Raw genomic sequence first — 18,325 nt, 5'->3', positions numbered from 1 at the left:
CAAAATAGTTCCTAACCTCTAGTAAAGGTAGGAACTATTTTAAATAATATCGTTTTTACTTATGGACGACGATCTTTAATAAATTGTTGATAAGCAGCATCTTCAACTGTTGGAGTGATTTTTACTTGTGCTGGGTCGATAGTGGCATGATGCAAGTCATTTTCATTTAAGTCTAGATAGTGGGTGATTGTGGCATTACCAATAAGTTCAATCCAGTAATGATTATCAGTTTGATGAACTCGGGTTTGAACATAACCGCCGGGATTATAAACTGTCAGCAAACGATCGAAAATGTTCAACTCTGGATGAATGAGAGCAAAGGCAAGACTAGTCGCCGACATCCCTGTACCACAAGCATTAGTGAAGCCAACGCCTCGTTCAAAAGTTTGAACAAATAGTTGTTGCTCATTAATAATTTGAGCAAAACTGACATTGACACCATCGGGAAAATAAGGATTAGCTTGATTAAGTTTGGTCCCTAAATTTTTTAGTAAGTCGCCAGCTAAAATTTTAGCCGATACAAAACTAATTAAGTGTGGATTGGGCACAGCAATAGCTGTGAACTTTAAATCAGAAGCTAATACTGGGACAGGTTGATTAATTAATTGTTCCGTTCCTAAGTTGTCAAAGGGTAATGCCGCACGTTGAAAACTGACTGGGCTAATTTCCACGCTGATAGCTTTGACATCTGGCGCCCAATCAGCTTGGCAAGTAACTTTTAAATCAGCCTGCTCAGTTTCCACAATAAAATCATTTTGCTGATATTTTTCGGCTAAATAGCGTCCTACAGTACGAAGACCATTACCGCACATTGAAGCAATAGTACCATCAGCATTAATTACTTGCATTTTTCCCAGTGCTGGCAGATGTTGAGAGTTACTAACTACTAACAAGCCATCAGCACCACCTAAAAGTCCAGTTTGTGAATTAGTAATATTTTTTGCTAGGATGACTAATTCTTCTTGGGTGAGTGGCTGTTGTAAAGTAGTTTGATCAAGTAAAAAAAATTGATTTTGAGAGCCATGCACTTTTTGAATTGTAACCATGATATTCTCCTTTAATTAAAAAATTGATGATAAATTTCTGAAACTGCGATAGGTGCATCAGCTTGTTTGGTTCCTAACATAATTGAAATCCGAGAAGCACCTTGATTAATCATATGCAGTCCAATATTTTTTTTGGCCAAAGATGAAGTGATTAATTTCATGACACCAATTTTATTTCGCATTCCTTCACCTACAATCATCAGAATAGCATAGTCGTCAATCCATTCTAAATAGTCCGGATTTAAAACTTCTTGAATTTTTTGACACATTTGTTGGCGTAATTCCTCTGTAAATTGGCGTTTGTCAAAGATAACTGTCAAGTCGTCAATCCCTGACGGCATATGTTCATAAGAGATATTAAATTGATAAAAAATTTGTAATAGTTTTAATGTGAAACCAACTTCTTTATTAAGCAGATAGCGATGCAAATAAAGTGCTGCAAAATGATTGGAACTAGCCACGCCAGTAATGACATTTTGAGTATGAAAATGTTGTTCAGGAACAATCATAGTTCCAGGAAGATTAGGATGATTAGTGTTTTTGACCTTAATTGGAATTTGGCCCTCAATTGCAGGTATCAATGCTTCATCGTGGAACACCGAAAAACCTGCATAAGATAACTCCCGCAATTCACGATAAGTCATAACTTGAATTGGTTGAGGATGTGTTACAATTCGAGGATCAGCAGCATAAATTGCATTGACATCAGTAAAATTCTCGTACAGCTCAGCTTGTAGCCCTTGTGCTAAAATGGCACCGGTAATATCAGAACCACCACGTGAAAAGGTCGCAATTTGCCCACTTTCAGTGACGCCATAGAATCCTGGAACGATTAACAATTCTTGGGTGTGGCGCCATTTTTTTAAATTTTGATAAGTTTGTGGTAAAACGGCGGCATCATTAGGCACATCGCTTACCAGTAATCCAGCAGTTTTTGGATCTAAAAAGCGTGCTGCAACACCTTGTTTTTGCAGAATTAGAGTAAGTAATTGGGCATTAATTTTTTCTCCATGCGCTTTGAAAGCAGCCATTAAAAAATCATAATTGGCATAGTTAGTTAAGGGTAATTCAATGAGTTCTTGTTTTAAAGGTTGCAATGAATTTTGAGAAATATCAAAAAAATCAGCAATTTCTTGATAACGTGTCCAGATTTGATTTAAGGCTGCCTGATAATCTCTTTTTTGAAGTACACAATTTGCATATTTGATTAAAAGGTCGGTTACCTTAATGTCAGAATCTGACCTTTTTCCAGGTGCAGAAGTAACGATGACATGACGTTTAGGTTCAGCTAAAATAATATTAAGTACTTTTTGAACTTGAGGACCATTAGCGAGTGAACTACCACCAAACTTAACAACTCTCATTTTGACGAATCCTTCTTTTATTAAAATTTTTTTAATGTAATTAGGCTAAATTGTAACATTTTAATTTTAATCTGCAAATATAAATTTCAACGACTAAGGAGCATTATTGAAAAAAATTATTTATTTTGAAAGTTGAAAATATTGGTATAGTCCTATTTTGAAGCAATTTTTCTGGCTTTGATTTTTAAAATAAATTAAGCTGGCAGTGAAGTTATTTTGGCAATTGTGGTTTTATTTTTGCACTTTTTAATTAATAAATTATGAAAAGTGTTGACATTATGATTAATTAATAATAATATTTTTGTTAATCGAAGAGGTCGCAATCAACATGATTAGCTAGTGGAGTTTCTGCAAAGGCATCGAAACTAGTGAAAGGGGCGGTTGCCGAAGCATTAATTATTGCAGTGATTAATTAGCTGGGACGTAATCCAATAAATTGCGGACTGTCGCAAATGATAATTTGCGGAGCGCTATCGACAAAATTGAAACCAGATAATATCTTGTCTGAAGGACTCTTTTGTTTGCTTATGCGCACAAAAGAGTCTTTTTTAATATAATAGGAGAGTTGCCAATGCTAACAAATAATCTATATGATATTAATGAGCATAACCATCTAACTATTGGTGGGGTTGATGCTTTAGAATTAGCTCAAAATTTTGGGACACCATTAATTGTTTATGATGTGGCTCGCATTAAACAGCAGCTGCAAGCTTTTCAAACAGCATTTGCTCAACAAAATATTGATTATGCTGTTAGTTATGCCAGTAAGGCATTTGCAGCTATTGCTATGTATCAAGTAGTAAACCAAGCAGGGGCACATATTGATGTTGTTTCTGGAGGAGAATTGTATACCGCTTTACAGGCTGGATTTCCGATGGAGAAAGTGAGCTTTCATGGAAATAATAAAACACCAGCAGAATTATTATTAGCGGTTAAGCAGCATGTGGGAGTTATTATTTTAGATAATTTTTATGAGATTGAATTGTTGGATCAAATTCTGCAAGAAAATCAAGCTGAAATTAAAGTTATGCTGCGCATTACTCCTGGAGTAACAGCTCATACTCACCAATATGATCAAACTGGGCAAGAAGATAGTAAATTTGGTTTTGATGTTCGTTCAAGACAAGCAACTCGAGCTCTCAAAATGGTTTTAGCTAATTCTCGCATGGATTTAATTGGAATCCATGCTCATATTGGTTCACAGATTTTAGAGGTCGAAGGATTTGAATTAGAAGTGCAAGCTTTGATGCAAATCATTAAAGACTGGTCACAGCAGTATGACTATCAGCCACAAGTGTTGAATTTAGGTGGTGGTTTTGGTATTCGTTATACAGCTCAAGATCAAATTATTGAGCCAGAAGTTTTCGTCAAAGCCATTGTTCAAGCAGTAAAAAGATCTGCAAGCAAGTATCAATTGTCCATCCCCGCTATTTGGATTGAACCAGGACGCTCAATTGTTGGGGCAGCAGGCTATAGCTTATATACAATTGGCTCACGAAAAGATGTCCCCGGTTTGCAATCTTATGTTAATGTTGATGGAGGAATGGGTGATAATATTCGCCCTGCATTATATCAGGCTGATTACGAAGCTATTTTGGCTAGAAATCCTCAAGCAGCAGCAGTAGAAACAGTCCATTTAGCTGGACGATATTGTGAATCAGGAGATATTTTAATTGATCAACAAAAATTGCCCGCTAGCCATCCGGGAGACATTGTTGCAGTTTTAGCAACTGGTGCTTATGGTTACAGCATGGCTTCCAATTATAATCGCGTTCCGCGTCCTGCAGTAGTCTTTGCGGAAGCAGGCAAATCTCAATTAGTTATAAAACGGGAAACGTACGCTGATTTAGTAAGTCATGATTGTTTTTATCAACAAAAAGGGGGGAATTAGTTATGAAAAACAAATTATCAGCACCAGAAATCATCAAATTTATCAGTGATGCTCCTAAAAAAACTCCAGTTAAAGTATATGTGAAAGGTGATTTAGAAAATCTTTCCTGGCCTCAGGGAGTGCAAACTTTTATTGAAAAAACAACTGGAGTGGTTTTTGGTGATTGGGAAGATTTAGGTCCATTTTTAAAACAACATGCTAATGAAATTACGGACTATCAAATCGAAAATAGTAGTCGTAATTCGGCTGTTCCACTTTTAGATATGAAAGCAATTAATGCGCGGATTGAGCCAGGAGCAATTATCCGTGATCAAGTTGAAATAGGTGATCAAGCCGTCATTATGATGGGAGCAGTTATCAATATTGGTGCAGAAATAGGCGCGGGTGCCATGATTGATATGAACGCAGTTTTGGGTGGTCGAGCGATTGTTGGCGCTAATGCTCATATTGGTGCGGGTGCAGTTTTAGCTGGAGTGATTGAACCAGCTTCGGCCCAACCAGTAAGAATAGGTGCGGGTGCTTTAATTGGCGCTAATGCGGTTGTGTTAGAAGGAGTACAGGTGGGTGCTGGGGCAGTCGTTGCTGCCGGCGCAGTCGTTACCCAAGATGTAGCTGCTCATAGCGTAGTTGCGGGCGTTCCGGCTAAATTGATTAAAAAAATCGATGCTAAAACTAGTGCTAAAACCAAAATTGAAACTGATTTGAGAAAGTTGTGAGCTTATGAGTATTTTAACCAAACAACAACTACTCCAAATTCGCCGCGATTTACACCAAATACCTGAATTGGCTTTACAAGAAACACAAACTCATGATTATTTAATCAAAATAATTAAACAATTTAATGCGCAACATTTAGAAATAAAAACAATTCCGCAATTGCCTACTGCCTTATTAGTAAAAGTACATGGCTCCCATCCTCAAAAAACTATTGGCTATCGTGCTGATATTGATGGCTTACCTGTAACAGAACAAACTAACTTAGCGTTTTCTTCTTGTCATACTGGACAAATGCATGCATGTGGTCATGATTTGCATATGACTGTAGCTTTAGGCATTTTAAATTATTTCAGTGAACACCAACCACAAGATGATTTAATCTTCTTTTTCCAGCCTGCTGAAGAAAGTGAAAATGGCGGGAAGCTGGCTTATGAACAGGGAGTTTTTCAAGGTGCTTGGCGCCCAGATGAATTTTATGCCCTACATGTAACACCAGATTTGCCATCAGGCACAATTGGCTGTCGTTTAGGAACTTTATTTGCAGGTACTACAGAAATAAATATTGATCTGCAAGGACAAGATGGGCATGCTGCTTACCCTCAAAGAGCTAATGATATGATTGTAGCGGCATCAGCAATGATTGAACAAATACAGACAATTATTTCTCGTAGTATTGACCCAATTGAAGGTGGGGTAGTGACAATCGGGAAAATGGAAGCTGGAACTATTCGGAATGTAATTGCTGGTCACGCTCATTTGGAAGGTACTATTAGAGGATTAACACAAACTATGATTGAAAGAATCGATCAACGTTTGCAAGAAATTGGTGCTGGTATTGCTAAGAGTTTTAATGCTGATGTGCAAGTAGAGCTCCATCAAGGCGGTTATTGGCCTGTTGAAAATAATCCCCAATTAACAGCAGAATTTATTAATTATATGAAAAGTAATCCTGATATTAAGTATCAAGAAACGCAACCAGCTATGACAGGAGAAGATTTTGGATATTTGTTAGCACAAATTCCAGGAACAATGTTTTGGCTGGGCGTTCAAGATAAGGCACAATTGCATTCTGCAACTTTTAATCCTCAAGAAGATGCAATGTTTGCTGGGATGCAAGCGATGATTGGCTTTTTGAATAACCATATGCAAACTAATTAAAGGAGGAAAGTGCAATGACAAATTTTACAAATGCTGATTTAATGACAGCAATTATTACGCCTTTTAAAGATGATGGCAGTATTGATTATCCTGGATTAGAACAATTAACTGAGCATTTATTAAAAACGGGCAGTCGCGGATTTGTAATTGGCGGTACAACTGGCGAAGCGGCTACAATGAGTCATGATGAAAAAATTGAATTGTATACGAATTTTGCGCAAATTATCTCACAACGTGTTCCAGTAATTGCTGGTACAGGAAGTAATAATACTGCAGAGACAGTTCAATTTACCCGTGAAGTAAGTCAAATTCCAGGAGTTGATGCAGCATTAGTAGTGGCCCCATATTACAATAAGCCCAACCAGCGTGGTATTAAAGCTCATTTTGCAGCAGTAGCAGCTCAATCGCAAATTCCTTTGATGATTTATAATATTCCAGGAAGAACAGGGATTACGATTGCTAAAGAGACAATTGTGGAATTATCTCAAAACCCACAAATTGCTGGTGTTAAGCAATGTACTTCATTAGAAGACTTAGAATATATCATAGAAAATACCACAGATGATTTTATGGTTTATACTGGAGAAGATGCACAGGCTTTAACGGCTAAAACTTTGGGTGCTCGTGGCGTCATATCCGTAGCTGCACATATTTATGGAAAAGCCATGCGATCAATGTATGGTGCATTGGCCGAAGGCGATGTTCAAACTGCAGGAACATTACAACGGCAATTACTACCTAAAATGCAAGCTTTGTTTATGTATCCTTCCCCATCGCCAGTAAAGGCTGTATTAACAGCACAGGGACTTGCTAGTGGTAGTTGTCGTTTACCAATTATGGATTTAAATGAATCTGAAAAAGAGCAATTAGCTTTGCACTTAGGACTCCAAGAACATGCTTTATCGGGAGCATTACCATTAGAGTTAGGAGTTAATTAAATTATGAAAAAAGTGATAATTGCAGGTATTACAGGTTCTATGGGACAACAAGCAGCACAGTTAGTCATGAAGCAATCTGATTGCCAATTAGTAGCCGCTTTAGCGCCTCATGCCCAAAAATTAACAAATTTACCAGCAGATGTACAAATTTTTGAAAAATTAGCTGACGTTGATATTGCTGCTGATATTTGGATTGACTTTACAACTCCGCAAGCAGTATTTGAAAACACTAAATACGCCTTGGAGCATCAAATTCGTCCCATTATTGGTACTAGTGGATTAAAAGATTCTCAAATTGAACAACTTCAAGCTTTAGCGAATAAACAGCATATTGGCGGCCTTATTGCTCCTAACTTCGGCTTATCAGCAGTCTTATTGATGAAGTTTGCTCAAGAAGCGGCTAAATATTTTCCAGATGCTGAGGTGATTGAAATGCATCATCAAGATAAAATTGATGCTCCATCAGCAACAGCCATTAAAACAGCACAACTCATAGCTCAAAGTCGCTTAAAACAGCCTTTAACAAAAGATAACTCGAATGAAGTAGCTGCTCGAGGGACTGATTATCAAGGGGTTAAGGTCCATTCGGTGCGTTTGCCCGGTTATTTAGCTCATGAACAAGTGCTCTTTGGTGGACCTGGAGAAGCTTTAACAATCAGACAAGATTCTTTTGATCGATCTTCATTTATGCAAGGAGTTCAAGTAGCTTTAGATCGGGTATTAGACTTATCTGAATTAGTAGTTGGATTAGAAAAAATATTATAAGGAAGTATAAAAATGCCAGACTTACCCGCGGATTTAGCACAAATCACGCAAACGCGAATTAAAAATATTAAACCTTCAGGCATTAGAGCTTTTTCACAAAAAGTAGAAAATATTCCTGGAATTGTCAAGCTGACTTTGGGAGAACCTGATTTAAACACACCAGATCATGTGAAACAAGCAGCAGTGCAGAGTATTTTGAATAATGATTCTCACTATTCAGCACAAACAGGTACTTTAAAGTTGCGGCAAGCTGTTAGCCATTATTTGCAACGCACAGAAGGCTTAGATTATAATCCTCAAAATGAAATTGTTGTCACTGTAGGAGCGACAGAAGCTTTAGCAGCTACAATGTTGGCACTATTTCAGCCAGGGGATGAAATTATCGTACCTACACCATCTTATGCACTTTATTTTCCTCTAATTCAATATACACAAGCGCAGTTAGTTGCTATTAATACAGCGCATAGTGATTTTGTTTTAACTCCTGAAGATTTAGAAACTACCTTAAAACAGCATCCTCAAGCTAAAGCCATTTTATTAAATTATCCAACTAATCCTACTGGACGTGAGTACTCACAAACAGATTTACAACAATTATCTGAAATTATTAAAGAACATCACTTATATGTCATTTCTGATGAAATTTATAGTGAATTTACTTATGATCAACCTCATGTTTCAATTGCCCGCTATTTACCAGAACGAACGTTATTAATTAATGGAGTTTCTAAATCGCATGCAATGACGGGTTACCGGATAGGTTATGTTGTGGGTCCCAAAGATTTAATTGGCTTAATTACAAAAATGCATGCTTTTATGGTAACAGCTCCATCAAATCCAGCACAAGCTGCTGCAGCGGAGGCTTTAGAAAATGGTGCTGCTGATCCAATAGCAGCTAGAAAGATTTATCAGCAACGTCGAGATTATATTATGACAGCTTTAAAGCAGATGGGATTGGAAACTATCACAAGTGAAGGTGCCTTTTATATTTTTGTGAAGATTCCATCGGTTTATGGTACAGATGACGAAGCATTTGCTTTAGATTTAGCACAAAAGGCTAAAGTGGGAGGTACACCAGGTAGTGCTTTTGGTCCCGGAGGTGCAGGCTACGTACGCTTTTCTTACGCTGCGAGCGATAAAGATTTACAAACAGCAATGAATCGTATACAAAAATTTTTAAAAACAGAGGTCAAAGGTTAATGAAAAAGTATGTTGTGGCTATTTTAGGTGCAACTGGTGCAGTTGGCAGTCGGTTAATTAGTGAATTAGAGCAATCAAACATTCCTGTAAAAGATGTAAAATTTTTAGCATCAAAACGTTCTGCAGGGAAAAAGTTGAAATTCAATGATCAAGAAGTAATAGTGGAAGAAGCTACTCCAAAATCATTTGAAAATGTGGATTTGGTTTTATCTTCCGCAGGAGGCACAGTTTCCAAACAATTATTGCCTGAGGCAGTGAAGCGTGGTGCAGTTTGTGTCGATAATACTAGTGCCTTTCGAATGGATGAAAATGTTCCTTTAATTATTCCAGGAGTGAATGAGCAACAATTAAACCAGCATAAAGGAATTATTGCTAATCCTAATTGTTCTACTATTCAAATGGTAGCTGCCTTATTCCCCATTTATCAACGTTGGGGATTAGAACAGATTATTGTTTCGACTTATCAAGCTGTTTCCGGCGCTGGTCAATCAGCCTGGAATGAAATGTTACAACAAGCGCAAGAACGTTTGGATAATGAAGAATTAGTAGCTAATATTTTGCCAACAGCAGCTGATAAAAAGCATTATCCATTAGCTTTCAATTTATTACCACAAATTGATGTTTTTGAAGATGATGGATATACCCATGAAGAATGGAAAATGATTCATGAAACTAAAAAGATTTTATTTAATGATCAAGATTCTTCACGGATTAAAGTAACTGCAACTTGTGTTCGTGTGCCAGTAGAAATTGGCCATGGTGAAGCAGTTTATTTCACTGTGGAAGATAAAAGTGCCGTAGCATCAGAAATACAATCAGAAATTGAACAAACCCCCGGCTTAGTGTTACAAGATAAGCCACAAGAACAGATTTATCCGCAACCATTATTAGCTGCTGGAAAGAGAGATACCTTTGTAGGGCGTGTCCGTGCAGATAATGAAAATCCTGGAGCTTTCCATATGTGGGTTGTAGCTGATAATTTATTAAGAGGTGCTGCTAGTAATACTGTTGATATTGCTGAATGTCTGGTAAAAAGAGATCTTGTACGCGTGCCTTAATATTAACAAAAAGATGACTGCAAATTGCAGCCATCTTTTTTATTAGAAATTAAAATTTTGTTGTGATAAGTGCTCTAAATAATTTTGCCGCTTACTGTTAGTTGAACTAGAAATACCGCCAAAATTTTGCCACTGACCATGTTTAATACCTAATTGTCTTAATGTCTTTCGAATAAATATTTTTTGAATTCCATTACCCATTAAACAGCGAAAATATAAAGTTGGTGACGTGGAAGTAGTCAAAACATAGGCTTTTTTGATATTAGTTAATTCTCCATGAATACCAGTTTGAGAAACCGTATGCGACAATCCTGGTCCTTCTTTCATTACTTTGTCAATAAAACCTTTAAGCATGCCAGGTATACTATTCCACCAAATCGGACTGATAAATATAATTCCTTGGGTTGCCTGTAATAAATGAAGATATTTTGTGACTAAAGGATCATGAGTTTGGCCAGTATGAAAGAGCCGCAATTCTTCTTGGTCGTAAAATGGTATAAATCCATCTGCATATAAATCTATCACTGTAAAATTTTGGTGATGCTGTTGCAAATTGTGAATTACAGCTTCTAATTCAGCATGATTAAAACTCCCAGTGTAGGGATGACAATAGATGATTAAGATATTATTGACTGACATAGTTATTCTCCTAAGAGTTGATTTAAAGTCTGTTTAAGTAATTCTGGATTAAAAGCTACCACTTTATTCTTGATTAAAAAACCATAACCCTGTATAAAAGACCAAATCTTGATCAAAAATTCTTGACGTTGTGCCGGTGTTTTTTGCGGCAAAAGATTGTTAATAATAGTAACAGTTAAATTGTATAGTTGAAAATGCTCCTGTTCTGGATTTGTCGCTTGATAAAGGGAATTAATGCTAGGATTGAAAAATAAAAAATTAATCAAATTGGGCTGTTTTTCAAAATAAAATAATAATTGCTTTCCGAGTTGTAGTAATTGTTCTTGTGGGCTATTTTGTTGCCTAACAGTGGGCAAAATAGTTTGATAAATATTTTGGGAAATTTCAATACTAATTATTTTAAATAAATCATCTTTACTTTCAAAATGCTTATAAAAAGCGCCGGTAGTTAAACCTAATTTTCGCAACACTTGCCGTAATGAAAAATTTTCCCATGAATTATTACTTATTTCTGTAATTGTTAAGTGAATTATTTTTTCTTTAGTATTATTAGAATTCATATTACCTCCTATATTCAAAGGATAACGCTGTTATCTTTAGAATACAATAAAAGCAGTTAATTTAACTGCTTTAAATGTTTATTCGTAATTGAGAGCAAAATCTTGGACTGAAAAATAATTTAATCTATTATTAAATAAATAATTACTAGCGAATCCTAACAGAATCGGTAACACACAGAACAGAATAGTAACTTCGATTATTTGACCGATGGAATTAGATTGCCAACTATTAAGAGCAGCTAGAGGACCAATTAATCCTGAAAATCCAAAACCAGCACTAGTAGGAGTGCCGCCTATCTTAAATAAAGCACCGACACCTCCCATAATTGCCGCATTAATTATAATAGGTAGTAATAGACGTGGGCGAGTCATAAGATTGGCCATTTGCATCTTGGGAGAACCTAGAAAATGGGCAAGTGAAGTTCCGATAGAATTAGCTTTCCAGCCATAAATAGCTAAAGCAAAGCTAGCAGCGGTAATCCCTAAGTTGGCCGATCCTGCGGCAATACCGTGAATACCTACTGCTGTGGCAATTCCAACAGAAGAAATCGGAGAAACAATTAATAAAGCAAAAGCAATTCCCATCAAAGCACCAGTTAAAATAGGTTGTAAATTAGTTAAGTGCGCAATAATCATACCAATAAAGGTAGTAATTTGCTGGACAGGCTTGAGAGTCAAAATGCCTAGACCACCAGCCACAATTAAAACTAAAGTAGGCAATAATAAGACGGTATAAGCTTTGAATTTAGTGCCCAACAATTCAATTAATAAGTAGCCAATCATAATTGTAACAGCGATATTAATTACATCACCAGAACCAGCTGCATTAAAGCCTTGTTTAGTAAAATGAAAATTACCAGCACCACATACAGCAGCCAAGGCTAATGAAGCTGTTTGAATAGGTGATAATTTGCCAATCATTCCGACACAAGCAGCACTAGCCACAGGTAACATCATAGCCGCTAAGCTAGTCATTGTTAAAATGATTGCTAGATTAGGAAATTTGGGCAATAAAGCCTTGATTAAGTTATTAAGTAAAGCACCTGGAACTAAAGCAACGATAATTCCAGTTGATAGACCGTTTAAAGTGTTCATCAGTATTTCTTTGCCATTTTTTTGCATATATTCCACCTCATTAATTTTAATTAAACAAAAATCCCTCACAGAATAACAAACTGTGAGGGCAGAAGAGGAATTACTCAGGATAATTGCACCGCACAGTAGTTGTTAAAGCAACCTGTGCGGCCTTTGAATTTCATGCTGAAATCTTCGGGCGTTTCAGATTGCTTTTCTGAAAATACCCAAAGTAATAATTATCAATATTTAAATGTGAGTTTATCAAAATTGTCATTATTAAAAACTCCTTATAAATATCTTAGAATTTATCATAAATGATTTAATCTAAAAATGCAACTAAAAATTTAATGAGCGATGTTTTTTTGATTAATCGTCTTAATAGAAAGTATATTGGGATTAGCAGCTAAATCGTCAATAATTTGAATAACGCTTAATTGTTCAGGAATTTCTAAGATATAAGTACTACTACAAACTTGGGCAGCATTAGCGTTGTTATCAAGATTATAATCAATATCTTTAATTGCAATTTGTTGATTATTGAAGTAATGTTCAATAAATGTTCGAGTAGTATCTTTTTGTTGATAAGTTAGTTGGAGAGTTTTACTAGAAGGAAAAGCAAATAAGTGTTGAAAAAGGGTTAATACTACTAACACTGCAATTGTGCCACAAATTCCAATTTCATAAAAACCCATACCAATATTTAAACCTACTCCAGAGACTATCCAAACACTGGCAGCAGTATTTAATCCGTGAACAGAATCGTTCCGAACCAAAATAGCCCCCGCTCCTAAAAAACCAATTCCGCTTACAACTTGTGCTACTAATCGCGAACTATCGATTTGAAAGATGCGCATGTATTGATGATATTCCAAAGCATGATGTAAAGTATGATAGCCAATATTTATTTGCATCAGAGCAATAATGCAAGCACCTAAGCCCACGAGAATATGGGTCCGAAATCCTGCAGGCTGATTTTTTTGGGCGCGGTTATAACCAATGGCACCTGAACAGATAATTGTTAAAATTAGTCGAACAATAATTTGCGATAATGATAATTGATAAAACATTAGTAAATTCTCCTACCAGTTTTGTAAAACCTCATTATGCCTAACTGCTGATAATTTAGCAATTAATATGAAAATAAATTGGCAAAAAGATAACAAGTAAGATTCCTTGAATATGTTATAATCTAACTATAATCAGAGTATTAAAGTACATCTATTAATATAGGGGGCAAATTAAATGCATATTCCTTGGAAACGTTCAGGAACCAATTATGTATTGGCAGGTGTTTTGGGTGGTATTGCAGAGCAATTGGACTGGAATGCGAATGTGTTACGTGTATTATGGGTTTTATTAACAATTTCACCTTTTCCTGGATTAATAGTATATTTAATTTTATGGCTGTTGATGGAAAAACCAGATCAATACGTACGATAAAAAGACCACTCTAAACGAGTGGTCCTTTTATTGTAAGTGTCTCCACAAAAATTGTTAATTGAATCTGTTTGAATAACTAAGAAATGGAAACTATATATTTATATGATAAGTCTTATTGAGTTTGATTGTGTCTTAGCCGTGAGCACGTGTCCAGAATAAAAATATTATTATAAGTGCAGGTATGGAAATCCAATGAGGAATGGTGATATTAATTTTAATTTTTCTTGTATCATCAACAATTTTATTGGAGTAATCGAGATACTTTTTCATTGTATATTTTCCTTTCATAATTTAAAAAATGGTTAACTAATTATTGCCATAGTATTGTTACAACAAGACTATAGATAAAATGCAAGAAAAATCTTAACTATAAATTCATATTACTAATTTTCACAATGAAAAATAAAATACCGACCCTCAAAGGTCGGTATTTATCGCGTTTAACAGCTTTATTGGGTATGTAGGGCTCGAACCTACAAATTACGGATTCAGAGTCCGTTGCCTTACCGATTTGGCGAATACCCATTTATCAGAACATAGAAAATTTTACTCAAAAAGTTAAATACTGTCAACCCTAATATTTAGAAAATTTTGAAATAAGCATCCTTTTAGCGCTTGCAGACAGCTCTGTTTATTACTACAATAATAGAGTTGATTAAAAATATATTGAGGTGAAAACAGTGCATCCTGTAAAGAGAAGTTCTTGTACTAGTATTTTAATTGGAAGTAAAGCAACCATTGATGGTTCTATTATTATTGGCCGCAATGAAGATGCTGGTCCGTCTGTGCCAAAGCATTTTGTGGTTTATCCTCATCAAGAAAATTTAGAAAATCCCTACTTTAAATCGAAGGTAAATAATTTTCAAATGAAACTACCCAACACACGGTATAAATATACCGCAACTCCAGAATGGACAGATAAGGAAGGGGTCTTTGCTGAAGATGGTTTTAACGAATTAGGTGTAGCTATGAGTGCTACTGAGAGTGTTTATACTAACTCGTTAGCTTTAGGTGCTGATCCTTTAGTTCCTGATGGCATAGGCGAAGAAGCGATGATTACTTGTGTTTTGCCATATATTAAAACAGCACGCCACGGAGTGGAATATTTAGGCGGTTTAGTTGAAAAATATGGTACATATGAGTCTAATGGTATTTTATTTGCTGATCAAAAAGAAGCTTGGTATATGGAAATAGTGTGTGGTCATCAATGGGTTGCCCAAAGAATCCCGGATGATTGTTATGCCGTTGTTGCTAACCAAGTCGCTATTCAAGAAGTAGATTTTGAAGATAATTATAACTTTATGTTTAAAGATGACTTAAAAGAATTTGTTTTGGAGCATCATTTAAATCCTGAACCAGATCATTTTAATTTTCGGTTAATTTTTGGAACGCATAGTGAAGCAGATGAACACTATAATACGCCACGAGTGTGGTGGGGCCAACAGCGTTTTTCTGGTGTAACAACCGAATCAGCAACTAGTGAGGAATTAGATTTTGTCAAAAAGCCCCAACATCTATTAAGTATTGAAGATGCTAAAGAATATTTAGCTTCTCACTTCGAAAAAACACCTTATGATCCACTATCTAATAGTCCGCATGCGCATGATTTTCGTCCGATTAGTCTAGCTAAAACCCAAGAATCACATTTATTACAAATTCGGCCTAATTTACCAGTCGATGTCGCTTGCATTCATTGGTTAGCCATGGGAGTAACAGCTCAAAGTGTTTATGTGCCATTTTATTTAGGAATTAATCAAACCCCTTTGTTCTATCAAAAAGGAAAGTTACCTTATGATAGTGAATCGGCTTATTGGCTGTATAAATTAGCCGGGATATTAATTGATGGTCATTATCATGAATTTGGCCAATTATTGCGTGACACCCAAAAAAAGATTACTGCTTATTTGGCTAATCAAGTGCAAGAAATAGATAATACTGCTCGTGAATATTCAGCTAGCGATAAACTGGACGATTTTTTGACGCAACGCTCGCTTGCCAACGCTGAATATGCTGCAAATGAGTATCGAAAAATGATAGCAAAAATAATCACTGAGTCCACGGATTTTTCCCCATTAAATTTTCAAACTGATTTAAATTTGTAGTAAGGAGTAGTTGTTGTTGTGGATAGTCAAAAAAGTAATAAGGCGACAATTGGCGTTTTAAGTTTGGTAATGATGATTTTTACCACGATTTATGGTTTTAATAATGGTACTATTGCGTATTTACAAATGGGATATGCCAGCATTATTTGGTATGTTTTTGCGGCTATATTTTTCTTTTTGCCTTCAGGATTAATGTTTGCGGAATATGGCTCAACTTTTAATAATGCGGAAGGAGGAATTTATTCGTGGCTCGAGGGTTCTGTCGGTCCTAAATTTGCCTTTTATGGAACTTTTATTTGGCTGACTTCTTGGGAGCTATGGTTAGTTTCTACAGCTTCTAGAGTATGGATTCCTATTTCAGTTTTATTTCAGGGTAGTGATCAAACCCAGACTTGGCATTTTGCAGGTTTAGCTTCCACACAAGTGATTGGCTTATTAGGAGTATTATTCATTATTGTTGTTACTTTTCTGGCGGGTTACGGGATGAAATGGATTAGTAAAATTTCCTCATTCGGCGGAATTATTATGGTAATCCTGAATGGATTGTTCTTTATCGTGAGTTTACTTATTTTGGTTTTAAATCATTTTAAGTTGCAACAACCAATTACTGGTGTACAAACGTTTATTCATTCACCTAATGCTAGTTTTGCTACCACGATGGGAATGCTTTCTTTTGTGGTATATGCAATTTTTGCTTATGGTGGTTTAGAGTCATTAGGTGGAGTTACTGATTCTTTAAAAAATCCCAAAAAGACCTTTCCGCAAGGAATTTTAATTGCCACAATCGCAATTTCTTTATTATATGCTATTTCGATTTTATTTTGGGGAATTAGTGCTAACTGGCAGCATGTCTTGAATAACTCAAAAGTTAATCTAGGTAATGTCGGCTATGTGTTAATGGATAATTTAGGTTATACATTAGGCCAGTCTCTACATTTAAGTACAAGTATATCTTTAACAATTGGTCAATGGTTCGCACGCTTTGTTGGTTTTGATAATTTTATCATGTATTTGGGTTCATATTTTGTGCTGATTTATTCACCATTAAAATCATTTATTTTAGGTACGCCCCGTGATTTTTGGCCCACTAAACTCACACAACTGAATCGCCAGCATATGCCTGCGTATGCTATGTGGATTCAAGCAATTGTGGTTGCAGTTATTATTGTCGGAGTGTCTTTTGGTGGTTCTAGTGCTAAGCAGTTTTATAATATTTTAACTTTAATGGGGAATGTTTCAACTTCAGTTCCTTATCTATATTTGATTGCCGCTTTTCCCTTTTTTAAAGCTAAACAAAACTTGGAACGTCCTTATGTTTTTTATAAGACACAAACTAGTGCTAATATTGCCAGTATCATTGGCTTTATGGTAGTAGCACTAGCGATTTTATTTACTTTTATTGAACCAATTGTGCAGCATCAATACTTTGATGCTTTTTGGACAGTGGCAGGACCGATTTTCTTTACTATTGTGGCTTATTTCTTATATCGGCGTTATGAACAGCGTAAAATCAAGGATTAGGTAAATTTTTTTGGTTTAGTTGTTATAGGGGCGAGACAATTAATTGTTTCGACTCTATTTTTATTAGGTTTGCTTGATTTCAAAATTGTCAGTGACTAGAACATTTGCTTTATCAATATTGCTATAAAAATTAATAATGACAAATTTAGTTTGATACTCAGAAAAAATTTGCGTTAATTGAATTTTTAAAAAATTTAAAATTTCCTTGACCAGATATTTGGCAATATAAATATTTTCTTTAATTACATTGGGGTTGAGATTAGTTGGGTTATCGAGATATCGCAAAAATTGTTGGATAGAATCATCGGTGTTTTTTTGTGTTGGCCAAAATTGCAAAAAAACATTGTAATTATTATCAATATCTAATTCTAGACTAATTGGCAAGTTGCGAATAATATTTTCCAATTTAAAAGTAGCGCTAATAAATCCTGTGGCCGTTTGCCAATTTTTAGTAGAAGAATTTTTAAAAGGGGATAAAAAATAGAATTTAATATCAAAATCGGTTAGCGCCAAAGGGAAAAGCTCGTTGAAATTAACATTTAAATAAAGTGCAATGGCTACTAAAGTACTAATACTGGTTTTGGGTGGAACAATCTTTTGGTGAGCCAACTTAGACAAAGCGGGTCTAGAAATGCCAATATTTTGGGCCATTTCTGTAATATTAATATTATTTTGTTTGATATATTCACCTAATAAATTAACCAATCTTCTCACCCTTACATAATTTATAGATAATACGATTAATAAACTGATTGAAAAATCGTTAAAAAGTTATATAATGTATTTTATAAATTACAGTTATTTTGTTAAATGTAATCTTGAGTTTACAAAAGTTAGCTTTTCAGTTAT

17 protein-coding genes, 1 tRNA gene and 1 riboswitch are annotated in these 18,325 nt (G+C 35.4%); of the genes, 10 read left to right on the top strand and 8 right to left on the bottom strand.

Going from position 1 to position 18,325, the window contains the following annotated elements:
• Window positions 1-59: 59 nt before the first annotated feature.
• Together dapF and DS830_RS04210 are read right to left on the bottom strand one after the other, a co-directional pair.
• Window positions 60-1,046, bottom strand: coding sequence for a diaminopimelate epimerase (dapF, locus tag DS830_RS04215; RefSeq protein WP_118908366.1), 987 nt, complete (start codon window positions 1,044-1,046; stop codon window positions 60-62).
• A gap of 11 nt (window positions 1,047-1,057) precedes the next feature.
• Window positions 1,058-2,410 (bottom strand): aspartate kinase, encoded by a 1,353-nt coding sequence (locus DS830_RS04210; RefSeq protein ID WP_118908365.1) that lies wholly within the window; start codon window positions 2,408-2,410, stop codon window positions 1,058-1,060.
• Between the two features lie 303 nt (window positions 2,411-2,713).
• Window positions 2,714-2,892, top strand: a riboswitch (Lysine riboswitch).
• 89 nt (window positions 2,893-2,981) lie between these two features.
• Between DS830_RS04210 and lysA the strand changes: the two genes are divergently transcribed.
• The 7 genes from lysA to DS830_RS04175 are packed head-to-tail and all read left to right on the top strand — an operon-like array spanning window position 2,982 to window position 10,137.
• Window positions 2,982-4,301, top strand: a complete 1,320-nt coding sequence (gene lysA / locus DS830_RS04205; protein ID WP_118908364.1) for a diaminopimelate decarboxylase — start codon at window positions 2,982-2,984, stop codon at window positions 4,299-4,301.
• Between the two features lie 2 nt (window positions 4,302-4,303).
• Window positions 4,304-5,017, top strand: coding sequence for a 2,3,4,5-tetrahydropyridine-2,6-dicarboxylate N-acetyltransferase (gene dapD / locus DS830_RS04200; protein WP_118908363.1), 714 nt, complete (start codon window positions 4,304-4,306; stop codon window positions 5,015-5,017).
• A gap of 4 nt (window positions 5,018-5,021) precedes the next feature.
• Complete coding sequence (locus DS830_RS04195; protein ID WP_118908362.1) at window positions 5,022-6,176, top strand: N-acetyldiaminopimelate deacetylase; 1,155 nt, start codon at window positions 5,022-5,024, stop codon at window positions 6,174-6,176.
• A gap of 14 nt (window positions 6,177-6,190) precedes the next feature.
• Window positions 6,191-7,114 (top strand): 4-hydroxy-tetrahydrodipicolinate synthase, encoded by a 924-nt coding sequence (gene dapA / locus DS830_RS04190; protein WP_118908361.1) that lies wholly within the window; start codon window positions 6,191-6,193, stop codon window positions 7,112-7,114.
• A complete protein-coding gene (gene dapB, locus DS830_RS04185; protein WP_162887574.1) occupies window positions 7,115-7,879 on the top strand; it encodes a 4-hydroxy-tetrahydrodipicolinate reductase in 765 nt (254 codons plus the stop codon).
• A gap of 12 nt (window positions 7,880-7,891) precedes the next feature.
• Entirely contained in the window at window positions 7,892-9,079 is a 1,188-nt protein-coding gene (locus tag DS830_RS04180) for an aminotransferase class I/II-fold pyridoxal phosphate-dependent enzyme (RefSeq protein WP_118908359.1), read from the top strand.
• Window positions 9,079-10,137, top strand: a complete 1,059-nt coding sequence (locus DS830_RS04175) for an aspartate-semialdehyde dehydrogenase (protein ID WP_118908358.1) — start codon at window positions 9,079-9,081, stop codon at window positions 10,135-10,137. The genes DS830_RS04180 and DS830_RS04175 overlap by 1 nt, the downstream gene beginning before the upstream one ends.
• Before the next feature lie 42 nt (window positions 10,138-10,179).
• Here the strand turns inward: DS830_RS04175 and DS830_RS04170 are convergent, their stop codons facing one another.
• The 4 genes from DS830_RS04170 to DS830_RS04155 all read right to left on the bottom strand — a co-directional run bounded on the left by DS830_RS04170 (window position 10,180) and on the right by DS830_RS04155 (window position 13,480).
• On the bottom strand, window positions 10,180-10,776 hold the full coding sequence (locus tag DS830_RS04170; RefSeq protein WP_118908357.1) for an NAD(P)H-dependent oxidoreductase: 597 nt from the start codon (window positions 10,774-10,776) through the stop codon (window positions 10,180-10,182).
• Between the two features lie 2 nt (window positions 10,777-10,778).
• Window positions 10,779-11,336: a TetR/AcrR family transcriptional regulator gene (locus tag DS830_RS04165; protein WP_118908356.1), complete on the bottom strand. Its 558-nt coding sequence runs from the start codon at window positions 11,334-11,336 to the stop codon at window positions 10,779-10,781.
• A 78-nt stretch (window positions 11,337-11,414) separates the two neighbouring features.
• Window positions 11,415-12,458: a PTS sugar transporter subunit IIC gene (locus DS830_RS04160; RefSeq protein ID WP_118908355.1), complete on the bottom strand. Its 1,044-nt coding sequence runs from the start codon at window positions 12,456-12,458 to the stop codon at window positions 11,415-11,417.
• Between the two features lie 299 nt (window positions 12,459-12,757).
• Window positions 12,758-13,480, bottom strand: a complete 723-nt coding sequence (locus DS830_RS04155) for an MgtC/SapB family protein (RefSeq protein WP_118908354.1) — start codon at window positions 13,478-13,480, stop codon at window positions 12,758-12,760.
• 175 nt (window positions 13,481-13,655) lie between these two features.
• Here DS830_RS04155 and DS830_RS04150 point away from each other — a divergent pair, with 175 nt between their 5' ends.
• Window positions 13,656-13,853 (top strand): PspC domain-containing protein, encoded by a 198-nt coding sequence (locus tag DS830_RS04150; RefSeq protein WP_118902270.1) that lies wholly within the window; start codon window positions 13,656-13,658, stop codon window positions 13,851-13,853.
• 452 nt (window positions 13,854-14,305) lie between these two features.
• Here DS830_RS04150 and DS830_RS04145 read toward each other — a convergent pair.
• Window positions 14,306-14,378: transfer RNA gene (locus DS830_RS04145), tRNA-Gln, on the bottom strand.
• A 155-nt stretch (window positions 14,379-14,533) separates the two neighbouring features.
• Here DS830_RS04145 and DS830_RS04140 point away from each other — a divergent pair.
• Complete coding sequence (locus tag DS830_RS04140) at window positions 14,534-15,955, top strand: C69 family dipeptidase (protein ID WP_118908353.1); 1,422 nt, start codon at window positions 14,534-14,536, stop codon at window positions 15,953-15,955.
• Between the two features lie 18 nt (window positions 15,956-15,973).
• Window positions 15,974-17,476: a glutamate/gamma-aminobutyrate family transporter YjeM gene (yjeM, locus tag DS830_RS04135; protein ID WP_118908352.1), complete on the top strand. Its 1,503-nt coding sequence runs from the start codon at window positions 15,974-15,976 to the stop codon at window positions 17,474-17,476.
• 63 nt (window positions 17,477-17,539) lie between these two features.
• Here the strand turns inward: yjeM and DS830_RS04130 are convergent, their stop codons facing one another.
• Window positions 17,540-18,181, bottom strand: a complete 642-nt coding sequence (locus DS830_RS04130) for a helix-turn-helix domain-containing protein (RefSeq protein WP_118908351.1) — start codon at window positions 18,179-18,181, stop codon at window positions 17,540-17,542.
• Window positions 18,182-18,325: the final 144 nt, after the last annotated feature.

Source organism: Bombilactobacillus bombi, from assembly GCF_003522965.1.
GTDB lineage: Bacteria > Bacillota > Bacilli > Lactobacillales > Lactobacillaceae > Bombilactobacillus > Bombilactobacillus bombi.
This window is presented reverse-complemented; position numbering and strand designations above follow the sequence as displayed.

What these genes read in the sequence shown, in the direction of transcription:
- dapD (WP_118908363.1), top strand. Translation starts at nt 4,304, where the DNA reads ATGAAAAACAAATTATCAGCACCAGAAATCATCAAATTTATCAGTGAT.
- DS830_RS04170 (WP_118908357.1), bottom strand. Translation starts at nt 10,776, where the DNA reads ATGTCAGTCAATAATATCTTAATCATCTATTGTCATCCCTACACTGGG.
- DS830_RS04210 (WP_118908365.1), bottom strand. Translation starts at nt 2,410, where the DNA reads ATGAGAGTTGTTAAGTTTGGTGGTAGTTCACTCGCTAATGGTCCTCAA.
- DS830_RS04160 (WP_118908355.1), bottom strand. Translation starts at nt 12,458, where the DNA reads ATGCAAAAAAATGGCAAAGAAATACTGATGAACACTTTAAACGGTCTA.
- DS830_RS04155 (WP_118908354.1), bottom strand. Translation starts at nt 13,480, where the DNA reads ATGTTTTATCAATTATCATTATCGCAAATTATTGTTCGACTAATTTTA.
- DS830_RS04175 (WP_118908358.1), top strand. Translation starts at nt 9,079, where the DNA reads ATGAAAAAGTATGTTGTGGCTATTTTAGGTGCAACTGGTGCAGTTGGC.
- dapF (WP_118908366.1), bottom strand. Translation starts at nt 1,046, where the DNA reads ATGGTTACAATTCAAAAAGTGCATGGCTCTCAAAATCAATTTTTTTTA.
- dapA (WP_118908361.1), top strand. Translation starts at nt 6,191, where the DNA reads ATGACAAATTTTACAAATGCTGATTTAATGACAGCAATTATTACGCCT.
- DS830_RS04180 (WP_118908359.1), top strand. Translation starts at nt 7,892, where the DNA reads ATGCCAGACTTACCCGCGGATTTAGCACAAATCACGCAAACGCGAATT.
- DS830_RS04165 (WP_118908356.1), bottom strand. Translation starts at nt 11,336, where the DNA reads ATGAATTCTAATAATACTAAAGAAAAAATAATTCACTTAACAATTACA.
- DS830_RS04195 (WP_118908362.1), top strand. Translation starts at nt 5,022, where the DNA reads ATGAGTATTTTAACCAAACAACAACTACTCCAAATTCGCCGCGATTTA.
- DS830_RS04150 (WP_118902270.1), top strand. Translation starts at nt 13,656, where the DNA reads ATGCATATTCCTTGGAAACGTTCAGGAACCAATTATGTATTGGCAGGT.
- lysA (WP_118908364.1), top strand. Translation starts at nt 2,982, where the DNA reads ATGCTAACAAATAATCTATATGATATTAATGAGCATAACCATCTAACT.